The organism is Collinsella sp. AF38-3AC (assembly GCF_003474365.1).
GTDB lineage: Bacteria > Actinomycetota > Coriobacteriia > Coriobacteriales > Coriobacteriaceae > Collinsella.
Window position 1 is genome coordinate 13,924 of record NZ_QROM01000003.1, and the last position, 16,778, is coordinate 30,701.

13 protein-coding genes are annotated in these 16,778 nt (G+C 59.4%); all 13 read right to left on the bottom strand.

Features of this window, described 5'->3' with window-relative positions:
• Positions 1-28: 28 nt before the first annotated feature.
• The 13 genes from DW029_RS02870 to DW029_RS02935 all read right to left on the bottom strand — a co-directional run bounded on the left by DW029_RS02870 (position 29) and on the right by DW029_RS02935 (position 16,774).
• The gene (locus DW029_RS02870) at positions 29-1,357 is read right to left on the bottom strand and encodes a hypothetical protein (protein ID WP_118345227.1); all 1,329 of its coding nucleotides are present in this window, start codon (positions 1,355-1,357) and stop codon (positions 29-31) included.
• A 2-nt stretch (positions 1,358-1,359) separates the two neighbouring features.
• Positions 1,360-3,087, bottom strand: coding sequence for a hypothetical protein (locus DW029_RS02875; RefSeq protein ID WP_118345228.1), 1,728 nt, complete (start codon positions 3,085-3,087; stop codon positions 1,360-1,362).
• A 286-nt stretch (positions 3,088-3,373) separates the two neighbouring features.
• Positions 3,374-4,033, bottom strand: coding sequence for a hypothetical protein (locus DW029_RS02885; protein WP_118345230.1), 660 nt, complete (start codon positions 4,031-4,033; stop codon positions 3,374-3,376).
• 105 nt (positions 4,034-4,138) lie between these two features.
• Positions 4,139-4,681, bottom strand: a complete 543-nt coding sequence (locus tag DW029_RS02890; RefSeq protein WP_118345231.1) for a DUF5067 domain-containing protein — start codon at positions 4,679-4,681, stop codon at positions 4,139-4,141.
• A 121-nt stretch (positions 4,682-4,802) separates the two neighbouring features.
• A complete protein-coding gene (locus tag DW029_RS02895; RefSeq protein WP_118345232.1) occupies positions 4,803-5,456 on the bottom strand; it encodes a CPBP family intramembrane glutamic endopeptidase in 654 nt (217 codons plus the stop codon).
• The gene (locus DW029_RS02900; RefSeq protein ID WP_118345233.1) at positions 5,453-5,914 is read right to left on the bottom strand and encodes a hypothetical protein; all 462 of its coding nucleotides are present in this window, start codon (positions 5,912-5,914) and stop codon (positions 5,453-5,455) included. The genes DW029_RS02895 and DW029_RS02900 overlap by 4 nt, the downstream gene beginning before the upstream one ends.
• Positions 5,911-8,022, bottom strand: coding sequence for a DNA topoisomerase (locus DW029_RS02905; protein ID WP_118345234.1), 2,112 nt, complete (start codon positions 8,020-8,022; stop codon positions 5,911-5,913). The genes DW029_RS02900 and DW029_RS02905 overlap by 4 nt, the downstream gene beginning before the upstream one ends.
• On the bottom strand, positions 7,988-8,371 hold the full coding sequence (locus DW029_RS02910; protein WP_118345235.1) for a helix-turn-helix domain-containing protein: 384 nt from the start codon (positions 8,369-8,371) through the stop codon (positions 7,988-7,990). The genes DW029_RS02905 and DW029_RS02910 overlap by 35 nt, the downstream gene beginning before the upstream one ends.
• A gap of 5 nt (positions 8,372-8,376) precedes the next feature.
• Positions 8,377-9,387 carry a type IV secretion system protein gene (locus tag DW029_RS02915; RefSeq protein ID WP_158572598.1) on the bottom strand — a complete coding sequence of 337 codons (1,011 nt, stop codon included), beginning with the start codon at positions 9,385-9,387 and terminating at the stop codon, positions 8,377-8,379.
• Positions 9,388-9,563: 176 nt separating this feature from the next.
• On the bottom strand, positions 9,564-10,454 hold the full coding sequence (locus DW029_RS02920; protein ID WP_118345237.1) for a hypothetical protein: 891 nt from the start codon (positions 10,452-10,454) through the stop codon (positions 9,564-9,566).
• A 24-nt stretch (positions 10,455-10,478) separates the two neighbouring features.
• Positions 10,479-13,295: a phage tail tip lysozyme gene (locus tag DW029_RS11230; RefSeq protein ID WP_158572599.1), complete on the bottom strand. Its 2,817-nt coding sequence runs from the start codon at positions 13,293-13,295 to the stop codon at positions 10,479-10,481.
• Between the two features lie 177 nt (positions 13,296-13,472).
• Positions 13,473-16,274, bottom strand: a complete 2,802-nt coding sequence (locus DW029_RS02930) for a VirB4-like conjugal transfer ATPase, CD1110 family (protein WP_118345238.1) — start codon at positions 16,272-16,274, stop codon at positions 13,473-13,475.
• Positions 16,274-16,774, bottom strand: a complete 501-nt coding sequence (locus DW029_RS02935) for a PrgI family protein (protein WP_158572600.1) — start codon at positions 16,772-16,774, stop codon at positions 16,274-16,276. Before DW029_RS02935 ends, DW029_RS02930 begins: the two co-directional genes overlap by 1 nt.
• Between the last annotated feature and the right edge of the window lie 4 nt (positions 16,775-16,778).

The window sequence follows — 16,778 nt, forward strand, 5'->3', positions numbered from 1 at the left end:
CACGCCCCTTCGTCAATCCACCCGAACCCTAGTAGTTCGCGAGATGCTCCGCGGCATCGAGCATCGGCAAGCCGACGCCCTCCATGCCGTACCTCATCGATTGGGCCTCGTCGGTCTTCTCCTCGCAGAGCGAATCGAGGCCCCGCTCGCAACCCGGCAATTTGTCCGAATCCATATACGGCTCGGTCGCCACGGTCACGACCAGCTCGGCGAGCTCGCGGTTCTCATCGATCGCAGTCGGCAGCTCAATTTCCTCGATATCGCTCTCGTACCTATCGGGACGGAAAGGCTCGAAGATGACCGAATCGTAATCCTCCGTGTCTCGAGCGCTGTTCGGGCGGTAGAAGTAGCAGGACTCGCCCTCGACCGTCACCGTTCCTTCGATGAAGTTGTCGTCGTTGGTGTTATCAATCTCGACGTGGATATCCGGAATACCCGTGCGGATGCATTCCTCTACCCGCGCCCGATCGGCGTTGAGGGTACGTTCCTCGGGTTCGATGCCGAAACGATCTGCCATCGTTTCGAGAAGCACGGGAACTGACTGCGTGCTGATGACATCGCTGCCGGACAGGAGCAAAGCCAGGCTGCCAAGGTCGACATCGTTGGAGCGATCCCGCCCAGCAGATTCGATAAAGGTCGGCCGAAAGGCGATGGAGTCGACAACAGGCCCGCTATAGGCGATGTCGACTACGTTCTCGAATCCATGGAACAGCTTCTCGTAGGCAAGCTCGGACGGGAAGACGTTGAAGACGCACGTATCGCGGTCATGAAGACCGAGCGGGTCGTATTCTGTGGTCGTGACGAGGAGGTTGAACTCGGGAAAATAGCTCACCGTCTCGCTCGACGTGAGCTTATCGAGTAGCTCCTTGGCATCTGCCCCGACCGGACGCTCCGATATCTCGGAAAGCGGCTTGCCGTGCGACAGCTCAAAACTCTCCCGATTCGACATCAGGTGTTTTTGGTAATAAGAGGCGCGACGTACCATATCGGAAATGCTGTCGGCATCGATGGTCGGACTCCACGAGAACAGGCGGGACAGCATATCGATTCGGCGGTCGTGGAAGGTGGATCCATCGGAATCCTGCTCGTATGAATCGATGATGGCGAGGGCCTTGCATTGCCCGCCCTCGAAAACCATATCGGATACATAGTCGCAGCCTTTGAAGAACTCACCGCTGGCGATCTCGTGGGTTTTGACGTTGAAGATGGCGGTCTGCCGTGTCTCCGGCTCTTCGCTCGGATCGAAACTGGAGGTGACTGCGAGAAGGTTGAACTCGGGGAAGAACGTCATGTTGTCGTCCTTGACGAGTGTCTCGAGAAGCTGGTCCTCGTCCTGGAAGCCATGGGGTCTGTACATATCTACTCTCCGATTTCCGAATTGTCGTGGTTTCTGTCTTCCGGTTTGCGCACGCCCGAATCGATATCCTGCGCGGCGCACGCGACTTCGCCCCTGTCCTCGCACATATCGTCCAGGCTCTCGCCGTCCCCGACAATCTCGTCGGCGAACCGCTCGCAAAACCCGTGCGCATCATCGAGGTCGGCGCAGAAGTGTCCGTAACCGCAGTTATGCCCGTCGGTGAGGACCTTCACATCGAACCGCGCTCCCTGGTCATATGCGAACGAATCTTCCTTGATCTCGGAAATCTGGAACTCGGTTTTCACGCCATCATGTTCCATGATGTACTCCTCGGTCGGGAAACCGCTCACCTTCTCGGCAAAATGCGGCTTGGAGCACATCTCGGGGTTGTCCCACAGGTCATGGATGAACGCATTCTCATCGCCCTCTCGGTAGACGAACCCCATCGTCTCGAAGCCGTCCTCCGGTAGATAGAACCCGCCATCCATCTGAAAACCCGAATAGAGGTCCTCGCCCTTGTCGGTAAGCTGGCGCATCTCAACGAGCGCACGCCCATCGTGGTGCGCCCCGGTCACGAACAGCGACCCATTTTCATCCCAGATGCCGTCGATTTCACAATCGGCGAAGATGTTGTCCCCGCCGTGCCAGCTCTCAGACGTATCGACCGCCAGCTCGAAGTTCTCGTAGATGGTGATTCCGCCGCGCGGACCATTATAGAGACCGTTGCTGCCCTTGACGAGGATGGAGTTCCCCCAGCTATCGTTGATTTTTCCAGATGGGTTGACGCGTCCGGTGCCGAAGAACTTCCCGAGCTGTTCATGCACCTCGCAGTAGTCCTCGCCATCCATCTTATCGAATACGGTGCGCTGCTTGGGCTCGAGCTCGGCATGCTTCTCGATGGCACGGCCATTTTCCACGTCGAAGCCCATCTTCTCAAGAGCCGATGCGATGTACTTGCATTCATGCGCCTCATTGGCAAGTGTCGCGCAATATGTCTTACTGCAAAGTTCGACATCGAAGAACTGTCCAAGTGCATCGATTTCGTCATCATCGAGCACCTGCTTCAGCGCATCCATATTCTTCTCGCAAGACTCCGTCAGCTTGTTCGCACGTGCGTCCGACAGCCTGCGTCCGTTATCCTCGAAAAACCGCGCCTGTACCTCATCGGTACTGCAGCCGTCTGCATACCTGTCGAAACATCTGGCCGTTGCATACGTCGCATTGGCGAGATTGATATCATCCGCATCTATACTGATGAACTTGGAGAAGGAAAGCGTCGCGCTGTCGCTTCCGCGGCTCAAGTCGACCTTGATGCTGTCTCCGTCCTCACGCACGGAGCAATCGACGGCGTTGACGATCTCAATCGGGTCTTCCGCAGTGATAAACAACTCGACATCGGAGCTGACATCCATAAGTTCATATCGGCTGGCACCTTCGAGCCAATCGATGATATCGTCGATGCTGTCGCGGGCGTCCTCGAGCAGGCTCTCGTTGCTGACGGCCTCGAGGTGCCCATATCCGTTGAAGCGGTAGCAGTCGGCATCCGACTCAACGTGGCGGCTCTCGCTGAGAGCTTCGGCTACGCCCCAGCCATTGAGTTCGGCGGCTTCCTTCACGGATCCATACGTGTCGAAATGCCCGTACTGGTTCGCGATGTCGTACGCCTTCGCGCAATCCAACAAATCGCTTTCCTGGTTGAGCAGGTAGTCTTTCAAACCCAAGCGGTTCATAGTTCCTCCAGAAGGTCAGGGTGGTCACATTCGAATCATCGCGCTCGGCACAAGACGGAAATCCCGTTGGGACACAAGTAGACACGCAGTTGCGTAATTCGATTCTACATATGCGAACTTGAGCAACGGCAGCAAGCCCTGAGAACCCTTCCTCATCCGCATATCCCCCTGCTTTTCCTCGTTCTTCTTATCCTTCTTCTTATTTTTCTTTTTCTTTTTCTTCTTCATATCTGTGTAGTTCGGTAGCGTCCTACACGCCTACCGAGCTACACGCAGAACCAAAACCTCAGCGGTTCACGTCCTCACGCTCACCCAAATCCTCGTCAGCATCAAGCGAAGCCTCTTCGGACTTGGCGGCGGCGAGCTCGTCGATCGATTCGCCTGCATCGGGCTGCGTCTCAAGCTCGGCAAGCGCATCGTCGACCTTCAGCTCGACTTCCAAAAGCGTGAGCATTGACGGCATGGTGAGAACTTCATCGCCGAAGACCTTCTCGACTGCCTCGCTGGGCACATCAAACAGATATCCGTCATCATCGCGCAACATATCGACGCCGGCGGGCGAAAGCTCATGGAGCGTCAGGAGGCACGCCGGCTCGCTGTACACCTTGAGCGCCAGTGCCTTGTCGCACTCGCCCCAATCGGCTCCATCGCGCGAGAAGGGAATCTCATCTTCAATCTGGTCGACGCAGCTGAGAAGGCCATCCCCGCCCAACAGGAAGTAATCCTGTTTTTCCTCGCCACCGGACGTACGCTGCACAGCGAAATACGTCTGGCACTCCGAGGACCATTCTCCCTGATCGTCCTTGGGAAACATTATTTCATCCAGCGCATTGATGACCGCGGTGGAGACGGCGCGCGGAACTGCGAGCTCGTCCTCCTGATATTCGGTTCGCGCCTTGCCCCCAAAGGGCACGAAATCGTCCATAGTGTTCTCAGTCTGGCTCATGGCAGGTCCTTTCAAAGCGGTTTACCGCTTCCATACTCGGCGTTTGCCGTCCGGTGGCGCGGCGACGGGACAGAAGTAGCCCCCGCCGCCAAGACACGCAACTGCCTACTCGGTGTCGTCTTCCGAAATCTTGCTCGGCATGATCGTCAGTGGAACCTCGCCACCGCACTTGAATTTGATTTTCACAGGCGTCTGCAAATCGTCGATATTCCAGATGGCGACCCCGCTCGCAGTCTGCCCCGGCTCAACCTCGACCGACTCGGGATTTGTATAGCTGCCGCCCTCGTCGTAAAGAGCCCCGAACTGCAACATCTCACCGTCCTGCACCGCGCACAGCAGATCGACAGGCGAGATAACCGTCTTGGTGTCTGAATTGTTCGTAAGGAGAAGATCGCAGACGAGAACCTTCTGCGCACCGAGGGAGCCGGACGAGGCTCCCGTCTCAGTCGAGGCGTTGACATCCCAAAACCCGCGTCCCAGGCGATATCCAGCAACGCTGATATTCACCGAGGAATCGCCCGGTTCCACGCTCGCTGATTGAATGGTATTTGATTGATTGCCCTGTGTGCTGGTTCCGCAACCGGCGAGGGCGGCACCAAAACCGAAGATGGCGAGAGCCGTCATTGCGGAAACGATGATTCGCTTCATGTCTTTATCCTGTCTGTCTCAAAGGCCGCTTGGGGTACGGCCTTTGACGAAATGATAACACGACGAAAAACCTTTGATGGAATCGACGGCACGCCGACGATATTTCCCTCAAACCCTTTCGCTAGACGAAGTGGACGAGAACAACACCGAGAATCAAGCTCGAAAGGTTGCAGGCGCAATGCGCGATAATGCTTGAACCGATTCCGTCGCGCTGGGAAAGGCCGCCCAGAACCAAAGCGCAGACAAACGCGTATGCCGACTGCACGATATTGAAATGGAAAGCACCGAACAGCCCGGCCTGCACGAGGTTCGCCGCCCAAAACGGCAGACCTCGGCGCTCAAGCGCGGCCAGAGAGACGCCGCGGAAGCAAAGCTCCTCGGCGAGCGGATCGATGGCGCAGAGTCGGGCGAGATAAGGGAGAGTGATGGCGACCGAGGCTGCGGTATCGACCTTGGAGACGAGCGCGATGATGCCGATCGAGACAGCTTGGAGAAGAACTCCCGCGCTGATAGCCGAAAGCACGCCGAGCGTCCCCATGCGGCCGACCCCGAGGCCGAAAGACCGATACAGCCAGACCATGACCGCGAGCACGAATAGCGATGAGACGGTGTGCGCGGCGTCTTCGGGAAGTCCCAAGGAGAGGGTAGCCAGCCCCGCCGCGAAAAGCGAGATTCCGAAAAGCGCGGGCGCGATAAAGGCGAACCGCAACGGGATACCATTGCCCTCGATAACAGTCTCGGTATTGCCCTCGGGCTCGACCTCGATTTGGCTCATTTAACCCTCCCTACGCCCAGATGCCTGCCGATTGCGCGGACACCCTTCGCGCAGGCGACGAAACAGCCCGCCGCAAGCGCCGCAGTCGCTGCAAGCGCGACAAGTCCGAGCGCGACCGTGCCAGCATCGATCGCCACCTCGCCCTCGAGGGCTTTCTGCGCGATATAGCCTGAAAAACCGATAGATCCCAAGCACGAGAGCCCCGCCGCGAGCGCATTGCGCTCCGTATCGTTCCACTCCTCGGTACGGGGTTGGACAGAGAACAGGAACCCGTCCGCCAAATCGACGAAATCGCCGACCTCAAGCCCGTTGGTCTCGAACAGGGGGCGGACGAACCGAAACGCCTCGCCGCTGTCCACATGTCTGCCGCAATCGGGCTTCCTGAGCACGATTACCGTGACCTCGTCAGCCCTATCTATTGCACCGTTCGTGCGGCAGCGCACTAAGTCCCCGCTCATTTCCGTTTCCCCCTCTCATCGAACACGAACTCGACCTTGCCCGACTTGTCAGCGGCGAGCCTGAGCTTCGCGCTGAATTCTTTACCGGCTTTCGACTTGAACCCCGAGATCTTTCCAGTCGTACCGCTCTTGAGCAGCTTCCCAAGCTGGGCCGCCGTCAGCTTCTTGCCCGCGACCGTCTTCCAAATCGTGAATCCGCACCCCTCGGTTTGAAACCAGTTACCGTCCTTGTCGCGCTTGCCCTTGTTTGACGAGCAGCTGCACGTCTTCGCGCTGGGCCCTCGGTCGATGATGTCCGCGCCGCATCGGGGGCATTTCCCGACGACCTTGGAACCCACGGGTCCCAAGCTGCCGAGCTTCTCGCCGTTTTTCTTCATGACCTCGATATCGTGGACGACCATATCGGTGACGGAGTTCACCACATCGCACGGATCAAGCTCGAACTTGCCGACCGCCTCCATCTGGTTGAAGAGCAGCTCGGTTGCTTCAGGCGACGCTATCTGGCATCCGCCGAGCAACTTGTATGAGACGGCGCCGCAATCGGTAAGGGATAGCGCTCCCTTCTTCTCCTTCATGAGGGCGCGGTCCTCGTCCTTGGTGATCTCGGCGAGCGTGCTGGTGCGCGTGGCACCCGTGCCGACGTTGTACTTCTCGAGGCGTTTCGTGAGCCATTTCATGGTCGGCTTCTGGGGACGCTTGTTGGCGCCCTCGAAGCAGAACGGCGCTGCGGTCTTGCCGAATTCGGCGGAGTTCTCCTTCTCCGCTCCCTCCTGCGCTTCCTCCTGCGATGCATCGGAATCGAAGATGGCCTTGAATCCCCGTGAAAGCGGTATCTGCGTCGAGGCCGTGAACTCGGGAAAATCGGCAACGTGTGCCTTCACGAGCTCATACTCATAATCCTCCGCGAGCATCGACAGGTAGTTCTTGGCGAGCACGACATAGATATCACGGGCGCACTTGCCGTATTTACCGAGCGAATCGAGATTGGCGGGGACGTTCGTACCGGGTCGGTTGGCGCCGTGAGCGCCGCCCTCCTTGACGTGCGTCTTGCGGGCGGTCCGATGGGAGCAGATGTCGGAGTCGACACCGACGACCGCGCAAATCTTATCCACGAGGGGCAACAGCTCGTTGAACTGCTCGGGCGTGATTTGCTTATCCTCGGTGCGCGGGTAGCTGACCACCTGGTCCTCATACATCTTCTGGTAGCAGGCCAAGACGTCTGCGGGCTTGTGGCCGCGGCGGGCGAGGATACCGGACAGCCCCGCGAGGTCGAGCAGCTTGCCGGGCGCGGTATGCTTTTTCGTCCTCGAGTCCTCGACCACAGCCGACTCGTGGAAGACGCCAAGATCGATCTTCTCGGGCGAATCGAGACGCCAACCGTCCCCGTCCTCATAGGAACGTGCGAACACGTTGCCGTTCTCATCGCGGAATCGCGCCTCGAAGAACGGCTTCTTGACATAGCTGTTATATGCCTCGAGTTGGTCGCCCGTGAGCTTCACCATGACCGATTTCAGGCGTCCCTCTCGCACGAACGTGCGGAACCCATGGTCGCGGGCGATACAGGTGGCGGCGCGGACGAACTGCATCGAGGCGAGGTCCCAGCGCTCGCGCACGTGCGCCTTGACGAAATCCCCGTCCTCTTCCATGGCCCCGAGGGCGAGGCGCCCCTTGAAGGCCTTCTGCACGCTCGCGGGAGCCTCGTCGGTGAAGTACATGCGGCTCGTCTTCCCGCGCCAACCGCACTTCTCGAGCGCCTCCCATGCCAAAAGCTCGCCCTCGCCGGAAGGGTCCACATCGGTCGCGATGCAGACCTCATCCGCCCCGGCAAGCTCGCGCTTCAGCTCCGAGATGACCTCGGAGCAGCCCTTCAGCACGCCCTTCTTCCATGCGAACTGCGTCAGATCCCACGGCAGTCCCGCAAGCGACCACTTCTGCATTGCTTGCGCCTGGTCGGCGGGAACCTGCTGGTCGGGTGGGAGCAGCCCCATGACGTGCCCTCGGAGGGCGCAGATTTTATACTGCGAGCCGGCATAGGTTCCGCAAGCCCCGCCAAGGGCCTTCGCGAAGTTGCGCTTAGCACTCGGTTTCTCTGCGAGTATGAGAATCATCGCAAGTCCTTTCACGGCAGGTCAGTCCGGCCTTGGTGTTCTTGTTCTTCCAAGCGGCATCGATTTCACGGGCCTTCAGCACTGAACGGAGCATCGGCCCCTCATCGCTTCCCATGAGCCAATCGCAGGGCACGCCGAGAACCAAAGCCAGCCTCAAAATGCATTCGTAATTCGGCAGGCGCGTACCCGACAGGTATTTCTTGAAGGAATCCTTGCTGATACCGCAGACGCGGCCGAGTTGGTACAGGTTTTCATAACCGCACGCCTCGGCGGCCCTGCGCAGGCGCACCTTGAAGCGGGCCTTGCGCAGGGCAACCGTACGGTCGGTATCGGGATCGACCGCGACCATGGCTATCAGCCGCCCAAGATGCTGCGGGCGATCTGCGAGGACTTGGTCAAGGTCATGGCGACAACAATACAGCAGGCGGTTACCTTTGCCAGCATATTGAACACGGTGCCGAAACCGCTCATACCGGTCCCTATATCGCCGACGACCGATACGACCAGATAGGGGAACATGTAGAGGACTACGACCATCACGACGCCCGCAAGGCACAGCGAGAGGAACTGTCGGAGGTACCCCCAGCCCCAGCTGCGGGTCTCATCGAACCCCATGAGGGCGAACGGGATGGGTGCGAACATGGCGGTCAGGTAGATCTCGATGGCGCGGCCGATCATCATGGCGTATGAGATAACCACGGTAAGGCAGGCAATCAACCAAGCGATGCCGCACACGACCAGAATCATCAGGCTTTCCAAGATATTGCCGTCCTTGGGGAAGGTGATAAGGTCACCCCTGCTCCACCAGTCAGCTGAGGTATTGGCTCCGAGGGAGTTGGCGGACGTGCCGGCGGACTTGATGATTTCCAGAACCATCGTGTACAGGTCTTTGACGAGTCCGACGCCGTTGCGGACCATGTACATCATGACCGCACACCAGACGAACAGCGCGACGACCTCGCGGACGGAAGGCATCATGCCGCCGCCTTGGTCCATCTTCTTCGCAATCTTGAGGAGCTGGAGCAACATGCCCATGGCGAGAAGGGTGGCGGCTACAGGCTTAATGGCGCTGTCCGACACATTGGTGACCAGGGCGGCGAGGTTGAGTTTCCCGCTTGCATTACCTAGGAGATGGTCGAAATCGCAAATCAAATCCGATGCGGCGACCGAATCCTTAATTAGTCCCAACGTGTTTGTCAGTATTAAATTGGCGAGAGGCTGGACAATTGTGTCGTTGAGGAACTTCATGATGGCCTCGTTGATGGAGGCCGTCCAGGAGCCGAGCATTTCCCCGACCTTGTTCATGAGGTCATCCAAGCCGAAAGCGACGGCGCAATGCGGAGTCAACAGCATGAACAGAGACATGATTCCTAGCGCTAGAGCGAAAGACGCGACCGCACGCCTGACCGACGGAGCCTCGATGCTGCCGAGTTTCTCCTGAAGGGACTTTGCGGCGGAACTGAGACCATGCTTGGCCTTGTTGACGACGCCTTCATTCCTGGCATAATCGAGGGCTTCGATTCTGATGCTGGCAACGTCCGTCATTGGACATCGACCTCCTCGAACTCATGGGTATCGGTGTGGTAGATGACCAGAATGCTCGGGAGGGAATCCTCGGCGGCGTTCGTGGCATTCTCGATGCTGAATGTCAGGGTGCGGGTGGATTCGGCGAAGTTCTCGATGACCGTGCCATCCCAAGTCAGCTCAGTCGTGGTGGAATGGTTGGCAAGCAGGTATTCGGTGACGGAGCGCTTGAACTCCTTGGTACGCCCGTCGATGGCCTGCTTGAAGTTCTTGTCATCGATGCCGTTGATTTTGGCGCTCTCGGCTGAACGGTTATTCGAATAGCCGTTCTCATTGTGGAACATATCGCACTTGAGCTCGAAATAGGTGTCGTTGCCCTCGCCGGTAAGCGCGGCGGGATCCACCCTGGTGAGGGTCATGATATGATCGTTGCCCTCTGCATCGACTACGGAGAATACCTCCCAGCTTAGGGCGCCAGTCTGATCGGCGGTAAGGGAGTCGACTGCGGTGATCGCAAAAGTCTGGACCTTCTTCTTCGTCTTCTTGGCCGAACCGTCGGCGTCCCCGTAGGTCTCGGTGATGACGCCGTCCTTGATGGTCAGAGAACCGCTGCCATCGCTCGCCGCCCATTTAGACTTCTCGATCTGCTCGACGGTCTGCTTGGTTGCCTGGTTGTAATCCTTGATAGCGGAGCGTTGGCGCTCGGTGAGCTCGGTTTTAGAGTCCGAGGTTTTCTTTTTTTGTGATGCCTGTTCGCTCTTCTGTTCGATCGCAGGGGAGTCGGCATCCCCGCCATTACCCTTCGCTACGCAAGACGTGATCCCGTTCATCGCGATGAACAGTACGATGCCCGCCGCGACCGCGACGACTGCCGTGTTGTTCTTGAGGAACTCTACGAATTTATCCATCCTGTCTCCTTTCCTGTATGCGGGTTATTTCGAAAGGTCGATGCCGCCAATCCAGCCCCACTTGCAGCCGGTGCCGGCGCCGTAGAGCCTGATGAAGCTATCGAGCGACTTGACCGTAATCGGACCCTCGTTGCTCATGACCTTGTTGTTGCCGATGTAGATGCCGACATGGCCGTATGTGAGTCCGGCGGAACCGGTTCCTGGATGGGAGATGTCGGCGATAATCATTCCCACCTTCAACTCATTACGGTTGGAGCTATGGCACCAGGACCGGCACATATCGCAGGCGTTGCCGCCGAAATAGCCGACCCCGGCCGAGCGGAATACGTTGGTGACCCAGGCGGCGCACCAGCCCTGTCCCGGTGACGGCGTGGCGTAGGCCATATTGACGACGGTCTGCTGACGAGCCGAAGCACCCGCAATCTGCGGGGCGCCCGTACCGGCACCGTGGTCTCCATCGCCATCGGACGGGTTCGTAAGCAGCTCGTAGTATCTGTCGGCGGCTTCGTAGCGAACCTTCAGGCGGGGGATGCCGGCACCTTCCCAGCCGTAGCAGAACTGCCTGACGGCATCCTTCAGGTCGGTGGAGGCCAGAAAGGCCCGCTTGCTGCCCGAGACGACGGTACCCCCGACGGGGTCCAGCGAGCGGTTCTCGGAGCCGTCCGGGCCGTGTTCCGCCCTGATGGTGTAGGCGCGGCTCCAATATCCCCAGCTGTCATGATCCCAGAAGAAATCGAGCTGGACCTGTACTTCCGTCCAAGACTTGCCGACGGACTTGGCATAGTTCACGAGGTTCGTATGGCGACCGTTCGTCCATTGGCAAAGTCCTATGCCGTTGGCGTTTGTTCCGCCGCCCTCTTCCGAACCCGGATTCATGCCGCTCTCGGCGTACATGTTTCCCATGATGGCAGCAATCTGCAGGTCATCGAGGCCCTTCTCCATGAAGAACGATGCGACCTGCGATTCCACCTCGTTCATGCCTTGGACTTCTTGGTCGGCGCTGCCGCCGGATAGGGCTAGCAGGAGGATGAGCACTGGAACCACGGCAAGTATGAGCATGCCGAAAGTCGAGCTTCCGATAACGGTCAAAAGGGAACTGACTGCCCCGGCGAGTGCGACACCGAGCGACTTCAGAAGAGCCTGAAGCGCCGTGAGGGCATGTTGCCCCGCCACCTTAAGTCCGGACGCGACCTTGCTCAAGAGCGAGGCCTTCTGCTCGGCCTCGAGCGCCTCACCCGCCGCGGCCTTCGCCTTGGCGATGGACATGGAGCGTCGCTGCATCGATCTCGAGAACGCGGCACGCTGCCCGTCATCGGCCAGCCTCGCAGCCTTCTTCTCGGCCTGCGACATGAGCTGGGACTTGCTACCTCCCTTTGCCTTGGTGCGAGCGGCCTTGAAGTCCTTGACCTTACCTCGGGCATAGCGTCCGGCGCGTACCGCCTCATCCGCCTTCTCGAGACCGTCGAGGCTGCCCTCCTCGTCGAATGCGAAGACCGCCGATTTTGCGGCCTCGGAGGCGGAACTGAAGAAACCCCGTGCCCCGTCCGGCTTTCCGACGGCCCTGCCGGTCTTGATTGAGCGGCCTGCGGAGACGGCGGCGCGGGCAGTGGAGCGGATGGTTGTGCCGGAAACGGAATCGTCTCCGATGGATGCCACAGCTGAATTCACAAGCGCGTTGGTCGCGGCGGATTTGAAATTCGCGGCTGTTTTGGCTCGCTGCTCGGCCTTGGTGAGAAACTCCGAGGCCTCTTGGTGGGCGGCAATCATCTCATCGGAGGCCGCGCGGACTTCCTTCTTCTCGGCAATGACCTTTCGGGCGGCGCTGCGGACGCTATCGGGCGCGGCCGTGACACTGGAATCAGATGTCGAGAACCCGAAGTCGCGCGAACTGGATACGCCGGCACGGGCGACGCTGTCGGCGCTCGTGCCGAGGTCGCCCTTGAAGCCCTCGACCCTCGTCGCGGAATCGGAAAAGCCGGGCATCTGGTTGCCCGAGCTCCATCCCGATGCGTCGAGCGTCTCCAGGGCGGACTTCTCGGCCGAGGCGAAATCCTGCTTCGCCTCGAAATAGGCGGCCTTCGAGTTGTCGAGCTTTTCCTGCATCTTCTTGTTGAGATGCACTTCGCCCGTCTTGCCGCCGCCAAACATATCGGCAGATGCCCAGGATGCTGGCGAACCTTGGAGCGAGCCGAAGCCCACGGCCTCCGAGGCGAATCCGGCTTTGTCCTCCGCGGGCGCACTTGGGGCGGCCATGGGGGAGACATCGCCAAAAGACTGCTGTCCTGCCTGCACAGATCCCGAACCCTGCCCCAGACCGCCACTGGGCTGGTCGAATCCCGTCCTCCCCGTATCACAGGCGGAAGAAAAGGCATCGCGGGCATCTGCCTGCACCGACACGGCGTTGCCCTCGATAAAATCTCGGGAGCCGGCGATACCGGACACCTCGATGCCGTCCATGGAGGTCATCATGCTTTGCTGCTCGAAGGCGCTGCGCTCGGATGCTCCTGTGAACGGCGCGACAGACCCCTGCTGCTCCATGCGGGAGGCGAAGGCGCGGGAAACTTGTTGGATCGGTTGCGTTGCGACCCCTGTGGTTGTCTGCTGAGATGCCATCGCGCTGGGAACCTGCGCAGGGCCGCTTGCGGACTGTCCGAATCCACCGGTGTCGGTGCTATAGGTGCCAGGAAGGGAACCTTGCGCGATGCCTCCAACACCCGCAGAATAACTTGAGCTGGCGGTCTCGACATGCCCGGAAAGGTCTGCGATGTTGCTCGCTGCCCTTCGAATACTGTCGTCATATGCCGCAGCTGCCTGTCTCTGACGCTCGATTTCAGAGGACATGTCCGCTACGCTGTCATTTTTCGAATTGAATGCATTGCCTGCATTTCCGTTTTTGGAAGCGTCCGACAAGATACCCTCCTTTCGAAATCAATGTGATTACGATGTCGAAGTATCGACCCTGCGGTAGGGTAATACGAGGCGGTTGCCGCAGCGGCAACCGCCTGTCTCCATATTTGGCTACTCAGTCGAATCGCCCATAGAACCCTGCGGATCCCGCTTCGGCTCGGAGCGCTTCTTCTTGCGCCCGCGGACGCGCTTGCGGCGGCGGAACTCGTCCTGCGGAGCCACGTCCTCGGCGGCATCGCCATGCTTGGCAGCCTCGAGGGCCTCGCGGGCCTTCTTCTCCGCCCACTCGTTCGGGTCGGTCGAGAACAGCTCGTAGAGGTGGTTGTCGGTCGGGAACTCGCCCTTAATTGGGACGCGGGCGGAGCCGAAGACGAGAAGGCCCCATCCGCGCGGGGCGCCCTCGTCGATGCAGGCGACCTCGAGGGGCGACAGGCCCAAGGCATCCGCCCAGTAGTCGCGGTCCTCCTTGGACTGCTTGAGCAGCATGATGAAGTCGGAGTTCTTGACGATGGCGTTTGCGTCCTGGTTGCGAATCATGGACTCAGTCGACTGCGTGATGCCCGTCAGGTACATACCGAACTTGCGGCACTCATTGGCGAAGCGGCGGAAGTAGTTGAGTACCGACGGGTACTTAAACAGCGATTCCATCTCCTCGATGTACAGCCATGTCCGACGTCCGTGGTCGAAGTTGTTGTACATGATGTTTCGCACCGTCTCGCAAAACGAGATCAGGGCGAACACGAGCATGGAGTCCGGCACGTCCTTGAAGTTGAGGCCGACGGTGCGGGCCGTGAGGTCGATATCGGTCTCATGGTTGAAGAAGTTGGAGTAGCCGCTCACGAAGCGCTCGTAGCGCAGGGCGATGTTATGCGCCATGGGCTCGGGCTGGCGCTTCAGCTCCTCGTAGAAATCCTCGAGGATGGGCTCGCGGCCTCCCTCCATGTTGTATTGGCGGAAGATGTTCTCCACGCAGCGCTGGATGATGGAGCGCTCCTCCTCGGAGAATACCGTCATGGTCTCGTTGGCCGCCGCCGCGGCCTGCGCGATCATGGCATCGGCCTTGAACGCCACCTGCGTTCCGAAATCTTCGGACTCTCGGCGCTTGTCCATGCCGAGCGGGTTCAGGTGCGCATCAAGGCCGACGCCGAAGGACGCATAGGTGCCGCCCGCATGCTCGACCAGCAGCTTGTACTCGCCGGCGCGGTCGAAGATGATCACTTGGTCATCGGGTTTCGAGAGAAGCGTTCCCTCGATCTCGTTCTTGGCGAAGAAACCCTTACCGGATCCCGTTTTGCCGGAGATGAAGCCGACGGGACTTGCCAGGTTGGCTCGGTTGCCGAACACGAGGTTGTTCGACAGTTTGTTCTGGTAGTACCAGCTACCGCCCTCCTGCTCGAGCTCCTGGGTGGCGAAAGGGACGAAGATGCACGCCTCCGACGTGGTGAACGGGCGCGAGATTTCGATATGGTTGAGGCCAAGGGGCAGAATCGAGTTCAGACCCTGGCGCTGGCGGTACTCGAGGGTCTCCACCTGCACGCCAGCCGATGAGGCGACGTCGAGGATCTGGAGTACCTGCTCAGTCAGCTTCTCGGGACTCTCCGCCCACGTGTAGATAAGGCCGGAGAACATGAAGAGGTGCTGCTGCTGGCCTTGGAGCTGCGTCAGCAGGTCCTCGGTCTCCTCGCGGGAATAGCGCAGCTCCGAGGGCAGGATTGAGTAGTCGTAGCCCTGCTGGACGGCCTTCTTTTGCTCCTCGATGGTCTCCGCATCGATCCACGCGCGGCGGGTCTTGACGAAGTTGATCGCCTTGGACTTCTCCATGGGCTGGAGGTACCAAGTCACCTCGATGGGCATCGACATGTTCACGAGGTTCGCGACGACCGTATCCTCGAGAGGGGAGTCATATTTGCGCATGACCAGCACCTGACAGTACTTGTCGTCGACCTTGAAGTACATATTCGAGCCGTCTGGCTTGAAGTTGATGCTCATCGGCGCGATGAAGTCCTTGGAGCTGTCGGGGCTGTAGATCGACAGGTCGCGCTCGTAATCGAACGTGAACTTGCGGTCGGGGCGCAAAAGCGACTGGACGACGGAAAGGCGCTCAAGGCCCGTCATAGGTGTGACGTCGCAGCGAATCTGCTCGAAATTGCCCGCCAGGTCGGTATTGATGCGCGAGAAGCGGGTGCGAGCCTCGAGCGGGTTGTTCGCGTGGATGCCGATGGTCATGTAGCGGGCCCGCTTGATGTTCGAGACGCCCTCCGCGAGCTTGTCGGAAAGCACCTCGTTCATCGTCTCGGCGTCCTCCTTGAGGACGTCGTTCGCCTGGCGGGACGGGTCGTAGAACTGGCGGTCGCGGATCTGGTCATGGCGCAGCGGCGTGTTGACGACGGAGAACTGCACCGTGGTGTCGGCGGGGAAATAGTTGTAGATATCGCACATCGCCGCGAGGATGGTCTTCTGGTCGTCGTCGCGGGCGTTCTGGTAGGTGATGTCGTCGAAGGAAAGGGTCTCGGAGTAGTAGCCCTCCTCGACCTCGCAGATGCCGTTCTCGAACATTCGGTTGTAGCCGATGGCATCGACCACGTTCTTGGCGTTGTCTCGGCGACGTCGCTGCTCGGCGGTGAGCTTGTCGCTCTTGGAGCTGCGCTCCTTGAGCTTCTTGGTCACCTCTGCGGCGCTTTTCGCCTGCGTGCGCTCCGCCTCCTTCGCCGCGGCGCGGGCATCGCGAATCTCATGGCGCTTGCCGGCAAGCTCGCGGTCGAGCTCCTTATGCACCTTCTTGACGTAGCGCTTGCGCTCCCGCTTGCTCATCTTCGCAAACTCGGGGTCGAGTTCGAAACCGACCTCACCCGGGCGGCGGAGACCCTCGGCGAGCGTCTCCATGTTCTTGAAGCTCTCGTCCTTGTTTGCCATTAGTCGCTCCAAAATTCTTCGATCTGTCTCTTGTTGGGGGCTGTGGTGTTCATCGGCTCAAGCGGCCCGCCCGGTTCCCACATCTCCAGGCCGTTGGTCTTGTAGAGTTTCGTCAGCACTTTGCTGCTGGCCTTCTTGCGCTCGTCCGCATATGCCTTCTTGAGTCCGTCCGCTTCGGCCTTGAACTCACCGCGATTGCTGGCGCTCACGTAGATCAGGCATTGCTCGTTGAAGTTGTGCGCGATCCACAGCGGGGCGAACTTCTCGAAGTTCATGCCGTGGGGCGTATAGAAGCCGATTAAAGCGGCGGGCGCTGCGGCGAGCCATACGAGGTAGATGACGTCGTTGATGTCCACATGGAACACGAACGTGCAGAGCATGCCAAAAGCCAAGGCGCAGCCCACCGCCGCTCCGATACAGATAATCGTGCGTGCGGTGAGGCCGCCGATGACCTTGGGCTGATACTCGGTTACATCCTTGTGGACCGGTACCGACAGCACCTGT